Below are 15,201 nucleotides of genomic sequence, written 5' to 3'. Positions count from 1 at the left end.
GATCAGCTCGTCGGCGCAAGCCCCGCCAGGGCGGTGGTGACGTCGAACGCGTCGACCGTCATCAACTCCTCGTCGGTCATATTCGCGATGTCGGCATTGTCCCGGGTGAACCGGTAGTCGCGTTCGGCTTCCGACGCCTCGACCACATTACGGACGAAGCGGCCGTTGCCCGCCAGATCGATCAGCCGGCGCCCGTTACGGGTCTGCTGTGCCAGTTCGGCGCAGCGTTCCCGCAGGATTTCACGAGCTTGTTCGGACAGGATCGAATCCTTCTTGCGCGCAATGTGGTCCGCGATCTGCACCAGCTCTTCGGCGTCGTAGCTGGCGAAGCGGATCCGCTTGGTGAAGCGCGAGGCAAGACCGTCGTTGGAGGCCAGGAAGCGGTCGATCTGATCCTCGTAGCCCGCGATCACCACGACGAGCTTGTCGCGATCGTTCTCCATCCGGGCCAGCAGGGTGTCCACGGCCTCCTTACCGAAGGCGTCACCGCCGGACAAACCCTCCTGGATCAGGGTGTAGGCCTCGTCGATGAACAACACCCCGCCCAGCGCCGAGTCGATGAGCGCATTGGTCTTCGGCGCGGTGTGGCCGAGATGGGTGCCGACCATATCGTTGCGCGAGACCTCGATGACCTCGGCGTTGTCCACGACCCCGAGCCCCGCGAAGATTTTGGCGATCACCCGCGCGATCGTCGTCTTACCGGTGCCGGGCGGGCCGGAGAAGATGAGGTGCTGGGTCTTGGATTCCACCGCCAGGCCGCGCTTGGCGCGCACCTGATCCATCAGCACACCGGATTTGAGCCGGTCGACCTGTTCCTTGACCGAGTCCATACCGATCTGCGCCCGCAGCAGATCCGAGGCCTCGGCCAGCAGGGTGTCCCGTTCGGCCTGTGCGGCGGTGGCGGCCACTTCCGCCGGATCGTCGCCCGAGGACGGATCCCAGACATCGGTACGAGAGCCGATGACCTCCGCGGTCACCACATCGAACCGATACGACTTGTCGCGCACCGCGCGCTGCCACAGTGGCCGCTCCGGCCACAGCGCCGACCCCTGCAATCCGGCCAGGACCTTCTCGGCGGTGTCGTGTTCGCCGGTGTGCCGCAGCAACATTCCGAGCAGAAAATGCGCATCGGCCCAGATATAGGACAGGCTGCCCGAGGAACTGTCTTCGACGATGCGCTGCACTCGTGGCAGCGCCTCACCGATACGTCCCGTCCGGGCCAGGGATTCGGCGGCCATCAGTTCCGCCGCGATATCGAGCAGTCCGTCGTCGAGCGTGGGTTTGGCGGTCCGCGCCTCCAGCACATCGATCCAGCGATCGGTGCGGAAGAACAATGACATGCGGACGAACTCGGAAACATCGTCGCTCGGTACCTGGTCCAGAATCGCGGCGGCCTCACTCCACTCGCCCCCCTGGGCGTAGGAGCAGGCCTGCGCGACGGAGATCTGGTCACGATCGGCCATCGCCACGCGCAGGCCGTACATCCCCAACTCCACCTGACACCACAGCGCGCGATCCACCAGACCCGCACGCTGCTGGTCCCGATACAGGTTGTGTACCGAACGATAGGCACCGTAGATGACCTCGGAGGTGATCTCCCCGGCCATCGCGCGCCCCAGCCAGGCGTCGCACATATCCGGATCCAGATCGGTGGCGGCACCGAACGCCGCCAGCGCATGTTCTTCGTTGCGTACTCCGCCGGCGACCAATCCCAGAGATTGCACACCCGTGTAGAACGCGTCTTCGGCCGCTGACACCCCGACATCCCTTCCGCCGCATTCGCCTGCCCGAACCTTAGACATCCACTGCTCCCCACCACAGGAAGTTCATTCCCAGGTTTGGGAAGACCGGGCGTCGGAGCGCGGCTCACATCACTCGAATGACCACGGCATCGGTGGGCATCGACGACCACTTCACCGTCGAACCCGTATAGGGCGCCTCGAGCACCATTCCGTTGCCGGCGGCCAGCTGCACGTGCTCCGGGCCCCGAGCGGAGAAGGAATCGGCCGGAAAGACCAGATCACCGGGACGCACCTCGCTCACCGGAACGCGGACACCGCTGTAGATCTGTTCATAGGTGGTGCGCGGCAGGACGACTCGGCCGTCGGTGGCCTCCGCCACGGCGTACTGGGTCAGCCCCGAACAGTCGAACCCACCACCGCTGGGTCCGCCCGCACCTCCACCACCCCAGACATACGGCGTCCCCAGCCAGGCACTGGCGGCACTGACGGCCTGGCCGCCGTTGGTCCCGTCGGAAGGAACCGGGCGGCCGTACTTCGGCACCGCCGCCGCGGCAGCCTGCACTCCTCCGCGGCGAGTTCGCCGCCGCGGGCGCCGCCGCGCCCGCTTCACCGGTGCGACACGACGATGCGACCGCACCGGCGCCGACGGCGGCGAAATGGCATCGGCATGTTTGCGCGCTGCCGCGACATCGGCATCGACCTGCCGGGTCGCATCGGTGATCGTGGTCTGCGCGGCACTGAGCAGAGCCGGGCCGCTGAAGCGTGCATCCCCCACCCCGGCGATAGCCTGCAAGCGCGTCTGCAGATCGGCGATGCGGCCCGTGAGCGCAGTGCGGCCGGTGACGGTGCCGTCTCCGGCCGCCGCCACTGCCTTGTGCACCACGGAGTCCTTGTCGGCCTGCGCCCGGGCCACCGACTCCTGCATGCCACGGGAGTCGCCGTAATCCCGGTTCATCGCGCCGCCACGAGAGTCCAACTGCGCGACGGTGCTGGCGACCTGCCCGGACGCTCCCCCACCTCCGGGAGACCCCTGCCCGTACAAGCCGAGCAGCGAGTTCAACACGCCGTGCAGGTCGGTGGTCAGATCGGGCGCCATCGAACCGCCCTGTTCCCACTCATCGCCGCCCGCCTCTCATGCCGGCCCCCTCACGTGCCGCCGACGTGAATTCGACACTCTCGCAATGCCGAAACCGTGATCCGACTATGCGGTACCACCCGAGATATAACGAGCGGATGAACTTCCCATTTGCGGGAAGCCCCGACAATGAGGAGGAACGAGAGGCGGGTGCAGGGTATGACTGTGGATGCCACCGACGCGAACCTTCTCAGCCTGCCCGCAATGTCGTCGGCAGCCGTCTCCGCCACCGCGAAGAACGAGAACCCACCGGCGGACGGTGAGAAGAAGCCCCCCGTGGCCCCCGGCGAGAAACCACCGTCGGACGGTGGCGGGAAGCCACCGGCCGATCCCGACGAGAAACCACCCGCCGACGGTGTGGAGAAACCTCCCGCCGACCCCGCCGGGAAACCACCGGCCGCCGGTGGCGGAAAGCACTACGGCGAGCCGATCGAGCTCGAACCACCCCGGGGCGCCTCACCGGCGCTGGTCAGCTTCGTCGCGCTGGCCGAAGCCGCGATTCAGACCACCGTGGACCTGCTCGGCCGCGGTATCACCGAACCGCCACCCAATCTCGACGAGCTTCTCACCACTGTCGTCTACAAGAATCTGGGCAAGGGTGAGGCCGACAAGGCGTATCAGCAGACACTGAGCAAGGTGCGCAGCATGCAGAGCCACCTGCTGAGCATGGATGCCGAAGTGGTGAAGACCTCGATCAAAGTCGCCGCCGGCAAGGACGAAACCCTCGCCGCGGTACTCGCCGACGTGAAGAAGTTGCGCCATGCGCTGAGCATCGATCTGAGCGCCGTCGGCAAGAAGGCCAGGGCCGCCAAAGAACTCGAACTCATGGAGCGAATCGCCGACACGCTCGACTCGGTGTGCCGACGGGTCTCCGAGGTCGCCGAGTACAACAAGTCGATGGCCGGTGGCGACGCCAAGGGCTCCGGTGGCAAATCCGGCAGCGACAGTGGCACCGGAAACGGCACCTCGACGGGCACCGGAGCCTCCGGTGGAGCAGCGGCCGGAGGCGGGGACGGTGGTCTCGGTGGCCTGGCGCAGATGCTGGGCCCCCTCGCGATGATGGTGCCGATGGGCCTGATGTCGTTGGCGCCGATGGTGCAGCAGTTCATCCAGAGCAACGCCGAACAACACGAGCGGGAAGAAGAAGAGCGCAAAGCCGAGGAAGAGCGGAAGGCCCAGCAGAACGGCACCGCCCCCGCAACCGATCCGGGCTCCGCAGCACCGGCGGCCGATCCGGCCCAGGCCGCGCCCGCCACCGGTGCGGCGACGGCCGGAACGGCCCCACAACCCGGTGGTCTCAACGCCGACCCCGCGGTGATCACACCACCCGACCTCCAGACCCCGGCGAGCCCGTCGGCGCCGGTGGCGCCGACGACCGGTCCCGAAGGGACTGCCGCGCCATCGGTGACCCCGCCCGCAGCGGGAAGTATCCCGGGCGCCCCGTCCTGATCACATCAGCACCGCGGCGGTACCCCGCCGCGCACCGGCAGCAGCGCCGAAAGCACTACTGCTGACCGCATTTCGGCTGTAGTCACCCCAGTACCCGTGCCCGGCGGGCGACCGACGGTCCGGCCCGTGCGGCACTGTTGGTCTCGTCCGCCCCGGCGACACGGCCAACGCCGGTCGTACGGCTACCGGGTGTCAGTTCCCCTGTCCCTGTCCGGGCCCGGGTGTGACCACCGGGGGCGGCGGAACGGACGGCGGTGCCACGACCGCACCGTTCGGCGGGCCGGCGGTGACGCCCGGCGCCGTGACTCGAGTGCCCGCGGGAACCGCACGGTCCACCGTGGCCGCTTCCGTGGTGCTGACGGTCGCCGGAACCTCCACGAACTGCGGATGGTTCAGCACCTGATCGTGGGCGTAGGCGGCATCACGCAGCTGCTGTCGGGTGGGATCGTCGGCCAGTAGCAGCAGCAGCTCGTTGCAGCGCCGTTCGAAGACCAGGGCACGCAGCACCGCGCCCTCCTCGGCGAGTCGCAGCTCACCGGGCTCCACCCGCGCGACATCCACGCGGCGTGACAGCATGGCGGCCGCGAGCATGTCGTCGGCCTCCCGCAACTCTTCCCACCACTGTGGCGAAACCTGTTGCCCGGCTTCGACTACGGCGAGGATGCGGTCGCGGATGCGGCGCGTTTCGCTCGCCTCCGGTATCGCCGGTGCGGTACGGATGAGTTTGCCGTGGGCGTCCCCGGCCAAGGCGGCGCAGTATTCGCGCAATTGCGAATCCGGTACCGCGGCGATCGACGCGGCGGCCTCGGCAGATCCGGTGAGGTCCAGGCGATCCACTGTGTCCGGGGTATGTACCCGCAGATCCACCTCGTATTCCGGCCCGACCATGCCCTCCATCGCCACGTCGGGGAACCGGGTTCGCAGCCCGCCGTCGATCGGTGCCGAGGACGCGAGCGCGACCAGCGCGGCATTCGCCTTCGGCCCCCACGCCAGGCCGAATTCGACCAGGACCCGCGCCGGATCGGTGATGCCCTCCCAGGGCGAGGCGGTGGTGCCCGATCCGTCGTCGAGCATGTCGTCCCACGACCACGGGGTGGATACCTCTCGCGGTAGATACATCTGCGCCGGCAGCCAGCCACGCCCCTCGTTCGAGGTGATGAACACTCCCGCACCGGCGGGACCGCGCATCACCGCGACCGACCAGTGCATGCCGACCGTGGTCGATTCCGTCGCCGCGAGCACCGCCGCGAGCAGGGTACGGGCGACCAACAGGTCGTTGTCTATCAGGTCGCCGACGACGTAGTCCGGCTCGGACTTCTTGTCCTTCGCGGCGGCCACCGCAGCGGCGAACGGGGTGACGACCGGCATCGGCGACGCATCGCTTCGTCCCGCGGTCGCAGCGGACTGTCCGCCCGCATTGCGATCGTCCGTGCCGTATCCGGACTGGCCCGCGCCGGCGGATGCGGCCGCCGTACCTGCCAGTGGAACACCGGCGAGCGGCGTGGTCCCCGCGGCCACCCCGCTTCCCGCAGTGGTACCGGCTCCGGCCTGCCCACCGTCGGGTGCCGCGGCTCCGAGCTGGGTCGGCGCCCCCGGTGCCGATGCAGCAATTCCCGGTGCAGCACTGCCGGGGTCGTCCCCGGCCGCTGCCGGCCCACCGGCCCCCGGGACCTGCGGTGCGGTCACATCGGGTCCGACGGCCGCGGGCGACTGCGCCGACGGCACCTCGCCGGGCTGCGCGGCGGCCGGTGACGTATCCACCCCCGGTACCCGATCGCCGATCGGCGACGGTCCGGAGCTGACCGGAGTCGGCGAAGATGTCGACGGTGGTGTCCCACCGGACGTTTCATCGCCCGCCCGCCGAATCTGAGCACCCAGCTCGTTGTCGCCTTCTTCATAGGCGCGAGCGGCGGCGGCCAGCGAGTCGGCCGTGGCGTCGTGGTCGTCGGCCAATGCGTTTCCCGCGCGCTGACGGGCGTCGTAATAGTCGTCGAGCGCATCCTTGACCGGTTGCGCGATCTTGCCGTAGGTCGGGATGAAGCTGCGGAGCCAGTCGTGCGGAGGTTCGGCCCAGTCCCGGATCTCAGCTGCGACCCGGCGATGCTGCTCTTCGAGCTGGCGCAGCACCGGAAGGTCGATCTCCATTTCCGAAATCCTTTCCTCCGCCGACACCACCATTGTCGGCACACCGCGCCGTAGGGCCACACGCGACTGTTCCCAATCGAGGGAAGTCGAACTCGACGGCGCGATCCCCTCGCATCCCGCACCACCTCCGCTGCCACCCGCTCATCTGCGCGGCCCCGCGCTCACCGACGACACGCGTGGCGGGGGGCCGGCACCGTCCGGCCCGGCAGACGGCGGACCCAGCTCGAGAAGTTGCGCGTGGGCGTATACGGCATCTCGCAACAACTGCCGGGTCGGTGCCGCCGCCAGCAACAGCACCAGCTCGTCGCAGCGCCGCTGACACACCAGCGCGCGCAGCGTGGCGGCCTCGCCCCGCCTGCCGCTACCGGTCTCGGATCGCAACTCTCCGAGCGCCACCCGTGACACATCGGAGCGCAACGGCAGGATCGACGCCGCGACCACGGCGTCGGCATCGCGCAACTCCTCCCACAGCTGCTCCGGCACCGGCCGCCGTTGCGCGATCGTCCGAAGCACGGCATCACGAATCGCGGCGACGCCCAGGGCATCCGGCGCAGCGGCGGCCCGCGTGTGCGCGTCCCGGGCGAGTGCGAGGCAGCGTTCCGCGATCCGATCGGGCGGCGTCGCCGTCACCCGATCGATGAGCTGCGCCGCCCCGACCAACTCCAGGCGATCGACCGATCCCGGTGCTGCCGAGCCGAAGTCCATCACCGGATCCGGGCCCGTCTCGCCCGCCACGGCCACCGGCCCGAGCTGAGCTGCGAGAGTGGGATCGATCGGTCTGGACGACACCAGCGCGGCGAGGCGAGCCCCGACCTTCGTCCCCCAGGCCAGCCCGAATTCGACCAGCACCCGTGCCGGATCGGCGACACCTTCCCAACCGCTGTTATCGGACTCGGACCATACCCACGGAGTCGACAATTCGCGCGGTAGATACAGTCCGGCCGGTAGCCAGCCCCGCCCCTCGTTCGAGGTGACGAAGGCGGTCAAGCCACCGGAGTGACGCAGGATCGCCACTGCCCAATCGACTCCGAGCGCCGAATCACCCACCGCTGCAAGTAGGCTGCTCAGCAAGCTGCGTGCCAGGACCAGATCGCCGTCGACCCGCTCACCCACGACGAACGCCGGTGCCGACGCTGCCACCATCGCCGCGCCGACAGCATCTCGAACCGTGTCCGCCGGATCGCGTTCCCCATCCGGGCCGGCCGATCGATCGGCGTCGGGAAGAGGCAGCGGAGACTGTGCCTTCGCCGGAGCGGTCACCGATGCGCCCGGCGGCTGCCCCACCAGGGGCCCCTTCCCGGCAGCCGATGCCGCCCTGGTGTCCGGTGGTGACGGCGCGCGTGGCTCGGCCCCGGCCCCGGCAGCACCCGTCGGGGCATTGACCTGGGTTGCAGGAGCGTTCATCCGGTCGGCCGGGGCGGACACCGCCGGGACGCCGGGAGCGGGCGCAGCCAGTGGGATCGGTGTCGGCGCCACCTCACCTGCGTCGGTGGTAGCCATCGCGGCGGGACGGCTACCGGATCCGCCTGAGTCGGTGCCCGGGAACTCTTCGTCGAACTCGGCATCGTCGCGGGCAGTTCGAACCAGATGCGCGGCACCGGGTTCCGAATCGGTCGCGGTCCGGTCGTCGTCATCGCCGGCCCCCGGATCCGAGTGGTTGCCGGCTGCTCCGTCCAACTCGGGACGGTCGTCTCGGTGCGCCTGCGGCTCCTGCCGTTCCGCGCCTGCAGCACCGTCGAGTTCGTCCGGATGCTCACCACCACCTACGGGCGCGATGCCGACCACTCGCGGGGGCGACTGCGTGGGTCCCGGCGTAGCCGGGGCCCATCCGGCACCGTTCTGTGGCGCGGGCCCGCCGTGCACATCGGGTCCGGCACCACCGGATACTTCGGGGGGCGGGCTCGGCGCGGTCGAAGCAGGCGGTTGCACCAGCGGGATACGGTCCTCGGCGGGCACACCGAACAGTGCGTCCCGAAACCGCTCCGTCAGATCGCCGAAGGGCAGCGGCGAATGGGGAAACAGTCCCGGATCGAGCCGGATCAGGCCGGGCAACAGCGGCCCCGACACCAGCCGGCCGTCGGGTCCGTGCGGGAGGGGCGGGGCACCTACCGGATGTGGCGGACCGCCTGCTCCCCGCCCGCCGGCGGACGGAGAACGATGCCCCGGCGAAGAGCCGGCACCGCCGGACGGCGCCCACGGATTCGGCTGCCCCAGCAGTTCGGCCAGCGTCGCGAGCTCCGGGAGCCCGTGCGGTCCCAGCATGGTCAGGGCGTTTCGTTCGACGTCTGCGACATCGTCGCGCGCCTCGCGCACAATCGCCGAGATGCGCCGCTCCCGATCCGCCTCGGCCTCCTCGCGCTCCTCGGCACTGTCCGCGTCGCTCTGTTCCTGACGCACCCGTTCGATATCGGCGTCGGCACGCTCGACGATGTCGAGTATCCGGTGGCGGGTGCGGTACGCCAGGTCTCCCAGCAGCCCGAACACATCCGAGGCGACGACCAGCGCGTCCACCATCGATCGCAGACTGCCGACCTGAGCAGCCATATCGTCCTTGGCCGGCTGTAGTCCCCGGCTGACACGGACGCGGTCGGAAAACAGACGTCGCGCGCGATCGGCCTCCTCGGGATCGGTGTTCTCGGCAGCATCACGGGCAATCGACTGCAGCCGATGCAGATCCGACGGCGGGATCGCCGGCCAGTGCTTGCCGACGATCTCGTCCCAGAACCGGCTGTCGTGCCCGGACTCCATCGGTGCTCAGACCGACCGGACGTGCGCACCGTTGTCGACGTCGGTATTGCCGATCGTCACCGCCGCGTCACGCACCGCGCCCGCAGTGGCGGCGCTGTGATCGTCGCGGGTGGCTCCCGCGTCGAGGAACCAGGACACCATCTTGCTGCACACGGCCACCTGTCCGTCGTCGAGTTCGGATTCCGGCCGGTGCAGCAACCCGAAATCTCCGGCGGCCCCGGAGATGTGACCGGTATTGGAGGTGAGAGCTCGAGCGAAGAAGCTCGACGCCCCGACGACGTCGTCGGTGTCGTCCATATCCACCATGACAGACTTCCCTTCGGTAGCCGTAGTGCGCTCGGTCAGAGCGTGGTGCCGAACTCGGCGTTCTCCATCGCCCGATACGACGCCTCGGTCGGCAGATCGAACGAATCGACGGTGTAGGGGCGCGCACCGTTGTATTCCATCTCGGCACGCAAACCGACCCGGGATTTCAGATGAGCCAGCCGTGCCAGCCGCAGGATCTCCTGCGCGAGCCAGCTGTCGCCGTTGTCGCGGGCCTCATCGGACAGGTGCAAACCGACGATCTCACCATCGCGATCGCAGGCGACCCCGACACTGTGATCGGGGTTGAACACCTCATAGGTCATCGACTTCCAGTCCGGCGCCACGGGACCGGCTTCGTCCAGATAGTCGTCGTATTCCACGTCGTTCATCGGTTCTCCGAAAGGTCGGGGGCGAAGGTGCCCCGGGGCGGTGATGCGAGCGCACCGGCAGGCGGTGCCACACTCGTGGCCGGGCGCGGCCGCGGATTCGCGGAGCCCGGCGACGCGGCCTCCGATTCCGACGTCTGCGACATCTGGTCGACCAGTGCTCTCCAGGCGGAATCGCCGACCGTCAGCACCTGGCGCAACGACCAGAACCGCGAACCCAGATACATTTCGCCGGTACCGTCGGCCTCGATATCCAGGTGGTCGGGGCCGTCGGTCGCCGCATCCAGCGTCACGGTCGTCAGCGGCGGATTCATATCGTCGATATTGACGATGGTGGCGGCGCTACCCGGAATGAACGAGCGGCGGCACCGTGGACTGTCACCGATCGCGACGGCCGCACTGTTGGTCGAGATGGTGATCTCGGGATTCAGCAGCAACTGCAACACCCAGGAACGTGCTGCTGCCTCAGGCTGATCGGCATTGATCGAAATCGTCAACGCCGCAGCAAGATCCACCACCAGCATCGCCTCTGCCGCGGTGATGCCGACTACGACGAGCCGTTTCGGTGTACCCGCCGGATGTGGCAGGTCGTCGGCGGCGAACGTGCTGACATCGGAGCCGGAGCCGGAGGTGGGATGCGCGCCGACCGTGCCGGTCGCGATATCGACGGTGAACGCGGCGATCGGATGCGCACTGCGATCACCCACTCCCGCCAGCCGTGACAAACCCTCCTCGTGCAGCCAGCGGATCGCGTCCGCGGCGGTCACACCGCCCGGGTCCGTCACGACGCGTGCTCCACCTGTTCACCGGCCGAGTCCGGATCGGGCGTCGGCTCGGCCTCCATGATCACCTGATACTGGCGTCCCGCATCTGCCGAACTCTCCCGGATCGAGCCCATGATCTCGGCGACGAGTTCGTCGGCCTCGAACCGGTCGACCGTCCCGGGGGCCAGATACAGGTCGGTGAGCCGGCCCATCGCGTCGACCTCCGGAATGACACAGCCGCTGGGCGACGGGCGCCGCGCCCGGATCGAATCGATCCGCTCGCGCAGATCGGCAATTTTGTGCCGCAACTCGCGGGCGGCATCCAAGGCCGCCTGGACATCGGGGTGGATTCCACTCATGCACTGCCTCCGGATCGACTCGGGGTCTGGTTGGCGGGTGACGGAGTCGGTGGCGTCACCGACGGTGCGATCGTCGGCTTCTCACCGATGACCTGTTCGGTATGCGGGGTGTCGTCGACGTACATCAACCGGTCCGGATGCCAGGCGACCACGCGGTTGCGTTCGTTGTTGCCGCCACCCGCGCCGCCCATCCCGGGAGCCATCGGCATATAAGGCATCCCGCCCCCTGGGTGCATCCCCCGTGCCGCCGACGATGCCGACGAGGACAGCGGTTCGATGACCGAGGCGCGCGGGAGATTCGGCGCGTTGCTACCCGCGGTGGACGACGTCGATGCCGAGGCGACCGTCGGCATGGCTCCGACCGACACTGCCGGGACGTCCCCGCCGGCGCCGATACCGCTGGTGATATCGCCGATCGGCATGGCACTGCCCCCGCCGTAGCCACCGGCGCCGTAGTCTTCGTATCCGCCGTAGTCGTATCCGTATTCGGAATCGTCGAGACCGGTCAGCGCGTCCGTGCTGTCCCCCATCTGCGACATCATGCCGCCCTGCATCAGCGAACTCAGCAGCGACGGCAGCATCTGCGCCAGCATGTTCATCTCGTTGCCGTTCGAGCCGGACTGTGCCGCACCGGCTTCCGACTCACCCGATTTACCCGACTCACTCGGTGTTTCCGATCCGACGGCGATGCTGTAGTCGCTGACGGTCTGTGCCGAACGTGCGTTCTGCTCCTGGGTTTTGGCCAGCGCGTCCTGCACGCCCAGTTCGTTCTTCGACCGCATCGCCGCGACCAGCTCCTTGCGCGCGGCGATGATCTCCTGCGGTGTCGGATGTTTGGCCTTCGCCGCGGTGAAGGCGTTGCTGTAGTTCTCCGCGCCGTCAGCCAGCCGGCCCAGCGCGGAACCGAGCTCGTCGAGCCAGCCACGGCGTTCGGTGAGTTCGAGCGCCGCCTGCGACCCCACCGGCGTCCAGTGCTGCATGGTCTGGGCGGCGCGATCCAAACCGGTGACCGCATCGGTGTGTGTGGTCGACAGGAACGTCCGCACCTTCTCGGCGAACCGCGCGGCCCCGCCCGGCCCCGGACCGGTGTGCAACTGTTTGGCGAAGGTCAGCGGATCCACTTCCGCACCGACCGCCGGCAACGTGAATCGCGGCGCGGAACGCGCGGTATGAGGCGGCAGCTCGGCAACCGGATTGGACTCCAGATCGGCACCCGAGCCGGCCACCTCGCGGCCCCCCTCGTCGTCGGCGAGCGTGTAGTCCACCGCCGCAGCGCCGATGTTGTGTGCGGTCCGGTGCACCTCGTTCAGCGTCCCGAGTACCCCGTTGTACAGGTCCTGAGCACCGGCATTGAGCTGCGGCACCGCCTGTGCGGAGATCGGGTCCGCACCGGCGGGCACCACCCAGCTCTTCGGAAGCCCACCGCCGGTCGTACGCGCCATATCCGCGAGCGCCGCTGCCGCCGATACCAGCTCCGCCGGATCAACATTCATCGCCACAACAGCCTCCTCTCACCCTGTGCTCATACCGACTGCGTGCCCGCCAGGGCCGACATCGTCGGGCCGGCGGACGGGTCCCCCGGAACCCCGCCACCCGGATCCTCGTCGCCCTTGCCGGCAGCTTCGATTCCCGTCGGATGCGCGAATCCGCTGAAATCACCGAAATCCCCACCGCTGTCCGACATCTGCGGCTCGAACTTCTTCATCTCGGCCGCCACGATCACCTGCAGATCCGCACTCCCCTCACCGGCCCCGGAATCGGGGTTACCGGAGACCGGGGCGCCGGTCACACTGTCGGAAACACCGGCCGGCTCGGCGGCCGCCGGATCTGCCCCACCCTCCGCGGAACCGAAGGCCACGATAATCGCGGTATGTTCCGCGGCCCACAGCGCGACATCACCGGTCATCAACTGGCTCGGATCCACCCGCATACCGATCTGCTTGTTGTCCGACCATTTCGCCGAGGTACCGGAATAGGCCGCCTTGGCGTCGGTCCCCTTGGTGTTCGCGAAAGCGGCGTCCAGCGCCTGCGCGACGACCTGCGACACCCACTGCTTGCGGTCGTTCGGGAACAGGTATTCGACCTTCCCGTCGGACCGCGGAACACGCGGCGGCGGGGTGCCACCCGCCTGATCCGACGTCGTCCCGGGTGCCGCGTCACCGCCGTGCGCAACCTGGGTGGCGTTGTTCTGATTCGACCACGGAGTGGACGGTGCGGGCTGCTGCGGTTGCACCTGCGGCGTCAGCGGTCGTACGGCCCGATCGATCCGGCCCGCGTCCAGGTCGCCAGTCCGGTTCCGGACCGAATCGCCCAGCGATCCGTACGGGCCCATCCCGTTACCCCACCCCATCGGATTCGAGAAGGGGTTCATTCCGCCCATCATCGCGGCGGGGTCCATCAGGCCGCTCCCCGTACCCGCTCCCAACGAAGGCGTGTCGAGTGCCGGGTTCGACACCGAGGTGTCCGGCGTCTGTGCCGAATCCACAATGCTGTCGTTCGCGTCGTCGATCTTCGAACCGGCAGCCTCGGCGTCCGGGTCGACAGGCGTCAAGCCCTTCTCGGGATCGAAGTCGCTGTCGGCGATTTTCTCGGCGCCGCCGATACCGTCGAGATCCTTGTCCGCCCCGAGATTCAGGTCTTCCAGGCCGGGCCCCTTGGTACCGTCCTCGGTCACCCCCGGCGGCTTCAGAGATCCCAGCGCATTGTTCAGCTTCCCCTGCATAGCGGCATCGCGAGCCGCCTGATCCTTCTCGAACTTACTGGCCCAGTCCTGGATGTCTTTGGATATACCTGTGGCCTTCTCCGACCCGGTCTCCGTATTATCGATCAGTTCCGAATATGCCTGATTGAGCATATCTACGATATAGGTGTTGGCATTGCCGATGTCGATCTCCGTCTTCGAGGCGACCGCCGCGTTGATACCGCCGATCAATTGTGCGATTCCTTCGCGACCTTCCTTGGAGACCTTGTCGGTATCCTTGTTCACCTTGTCCGCGATGGCCTGCTGCGATTCATGGAACTTTGCCCCCTTGTCATTCATCAGATTGACCGCAGCCTCATAGGTATCCCCCATTGCCGAATTGCCGGCGAGGGAGGCATAATTCTGCAATTTCATGGCCGGTGGGGGCGTCAGCTCCAACTTCTCTCCCTTCGTCGGATCACCGAAGAGGTCGTAGTTCTCGCGCAGTGCAGCCGCCAGGGAGTCAGCCGACATACCAGTCCCGAATCTGCTGGTTCACTCCGACCGGATACAACAAGAAGCCCGTCGTACTCCCACTGGTTTTGTAGTTCGGATCGGGGGCGAACGGCTCCTTCTGCTCCCCCTTCATGTACTTCGCCCCTCCCCAGGCCACTTCGATCTGCTGAAGCTGGGGGCCGGTCTTGCCCGGCTTGTCCTTACCGCCGCCCTTCCCGTTGCCCGGGGAACTCTGTGCGGGATTTCGTCCATCCGCCCGCCCCGCCGCAATGGACCCACCCAAGGCCCTGAGACCGGTATTTCCCCAGCCACCGGCTTCGAAGCTGTCCTGCTTGCTGGCTTTTCCTTTTCCACCACGCAGATGCTTCCCTGCCGCATCCAGCGCCTTTTGTCGGCGTTGCATACCTGAAATGGACGAGCGTGACCTACTGGCCAGAAGGTCGGCATCGACCTGCTTCATACGAGCAGGGCCAACTTTGGCTCCGGCCTGCTGTACAGCAGTTTTGGCCTGCTTTACGGAGTCCAGCGCCTTCTTGTAGTCGATAGGATGGAGCGCTCGATTTATTTTGGCCAGATCGTTGCGCGCGTCCGCCAAACCCTTTTTTGCTGATGTGAGACCGTCTTTTGCTTTCGTCAGTTCGTCGCCTGCCTTGGTGGCGTCGGACACCAGTTTGTTTGCTTGCCCCAGTTCTGCGCCGACCCTTTTGGCCCCCACTCGCGATAATGCTCCGATACCACTGGCCGCGCCGTGGCCGGCCAGACTGCCGCCTGCACCGAACAATGCCGACTTGGTCGCGTCCTCGACATCGATGCCCTGTCCCTTCAGCGTGCTTTCGGTCAGTGATTTGGCGGCACCGCCTGCGAGCCCTCCCACGATCGAGCCACCTACTCCTGGAGCGAATCGACTCACCGCCACATTCACCCCGACCTCGACACCGAGGCCCGCTACTGATTTCCAGTCCATCGCATCC

12 protein-coding genes are annotated in these 15,201 nt (G+C 67.7%); 1 reads left to right on the top strand and 11 read right to left on the bottom strand.

Going from position 1 to position 15,201, the window contains the following annotated elements:
- Window positions 1–2 precede the first annotated feature (2 nt).
- Together eccA and NV2_RS08300 are read right to left on the bottom strand one after the other, a co-directional pair.
- Entirely contained in the window at window positions 3–1,757 is a 1,755-nt protein-coding gene (gene eccA / locus NV2_RS08305) for a type VII secretion AAA-ATPase EccA (protein WP_067870976.1), read from the bottom strand.
- Window positions 1,758–1,866: 109 nt separating this feature from the next.
- Window positions 1,867–2,838, bottom strand: a complete 972-nt coding sequence (locus NV2_RS08300) for a C40 family peptidase (protein ID WP_067870975.1) — start codon at window positions 2,836–2,838, stop codon at window positions 1,867–1,869.
- Between the two features lie 198 nt (window positions 2,839–3,036).
- Here NV2_RS08300 and NV2_RS08295 point away from each other — a divergent pair, with 198 nt between their 5' ends.
- Entirely contained in the window at window positions 3,037–4,326 is a 1,290-nt protein-coding gene (locus tag NV2_RS08295) for a hypothetical protein (RefSeq protein WP_067870974.1), read from the top strand.
- A 192-nt stretch (window positions 4,327–4,518) separates the two neighbouring features.
- On the opposite strand, the gene NV2_RS08290 is transcribed toward NV2_RS08295, so the two are convergent.
- The 9 genes from NV2_RS08290 to NV2_RS08250 form a co-directional block, all read right to left on the bottom strand.
- Entirely contained in the window at window positions 4,519–6,471 is a 1,953-nt protein-coding gene (locus tag NV2_RS08290) for a type VII secretion target (protein ID WP_067870973.1), read from the bottom strand.
- A 141-nt stretch (window positions 6,472–6,612) separates the two neighbouring features.
- Window positions 6,613–9,219, bottom strand: a complete 2,607-nt coding sequence (locus NV2_RS08285; RefSeq protein WP_067870972.1) for a hypothetical protein — start codon at window positions 9,217–9,219, stop codon at window positions 6,613–6,615.
- A gap of 6 nt (window positions 9,220–9,225) precedes the next feature.
- Window positions 9,226–9,525, bottom strand: coding sequence for a hypothetical protein (locus NV2_RS08280; protein ID WP_067870971.1), 300 nt, complete (start codon window positions 9,523–9,525; stop codon window positions 9,226–9,228).
- 35 nt (window positions 9,526–9,560) lie between these two features.
- The gene (locus NV2_RS08275; RefSeq protein ID WP_067870970.1) at window positions 9,561–9,914 is read right to left on the bottom strand and encodes a hypothetical protein; all 354 of its coding nucleotides are present in this window, start codon (window positions 9,912–9,914) and stop codon (window positions 9,561–9,563) included.
- A complete protein-coding gene (locus NV2_RS08270) occupies window positions 9,911–10,696 on the bottom strand; it encodes a hypothetical protein (RefSeq protein WP_174550563.1) in 786 nt (261 codons plus the stop codon). Before NV2_RS08270 ends, NV2_RS08275 begins: the two co-directional genes overlap by 4 nt.
- Entirely contained in the window at window positions 10,693–11,034 is a 342-nt protein-coding gene (locus tag NV2_RS08265) for a hypothetical protein (protein WP_067870969.1), read from the bottom strand. The genes NV2_RS08270 and NV2_RS08265 overlap by 4 nt, the downstream gene beginning before the upstream one ends.
- The gene (locus NV2_RS08260) at window positions 11,031–12,527 is read right to left on the bottom strand and encodes a PPE domain-containing protein (protein ID WP_067870968.1); all 1,497 of its coding nucleotides are present in this window, start codon (window positions 12,525–12,527) and stop codon (window positions 11,031–11,033) included. The genes NV2_RS08265 and NV2_RS08260 overlap by 4 nt, the downstream gene beginning before the upstream one ends.
- Window positions 12,528–12,556: 29 nt before the next feature.
- Complete coding sequence (locus tag NV2_RS08255; RefSeq protein WP_067870967.1) at window positions 12,557–14,248, bottom strand: hypothetical protein; 1,692 nt, start codon at window positions 14,246–14,248, stop codon at window positions 12,557–12,559.
- Complete coding sequence (locus tag NV2_RS08250; RefSeq protein WP_067870966.1) at window positions 14,238–15,194, bottom strand: hypothetical protein; 957 nt, start codon at window positions 15,192–15,194, stop codon at window positions 14,238–14,240. The genes NV2_RS08255 and NV2_RS08250 overlap by 11 nt, the downstream gene beginning before the upstream one ends.
- Window positions 15,195–15,201 lie beyond the last annotated feature (7 nt).

Origin of the sequence: Nocardia vermiculata NBRC 100427 (assembly GCF_001613265.1) — a bacterium.
Lineage (GTDB): Bacteria > Actinomycetota > Actinomycetes > Mycobacteriales > Mycobacteriaceae > Nocardia > Nocardia vermiculata.
This window is presented reverse-complemented; position numbering and strand designations above follow the sequence as displayed.